We start from the raw sequence: 232 nt of genomic DNA on the forward strand, positions 1-232 counted from the left end.
AGAACCAGGGCAAAGTGCTCACCTTGAGCGGCCTCCTGCGCAATACACTGCGCTATCAGGTGCAGGGAACGGAGCTGCTGTTCGGCACAGATCGCCCCTATGGTGCCGTACACCAGTTTGGCGCTACCCAGGGCCAGTTCGGCAAAACCAAACGCGGCGGCCCCATTCCCTGGGGAAATATTCCCGCGCGCCCCTGGCTGGGTACCAGCGCAGAGGATGACCGCGAAATCCT

At 62.1% G+C, this 232-nt stretch carries 1 protein-coding gene; it reads left to right on the top strand.

Going from position 1 to position 232, the window contains the following annotated elements; all coding sequences use genetic code 11:
• The coding region (locus MO867_RS23160; RefSeq protein ID WP_252473506.1) for a phage virion morphogenesis family protein at positions 1 to 232 on the top strand (232 nt) is incomplete at both ends.

Origin of the sequence: Microbulbifer okhotskensis (assembly GCF_023895975.1) — a bacterium.
Lineage (GTDB): Bacteria > Pseudomonadota > Gammaproteobacteria > Pseudomonadales > Cellvibrionaceae > Microbulbifer > Microbulbifer okhotskensis.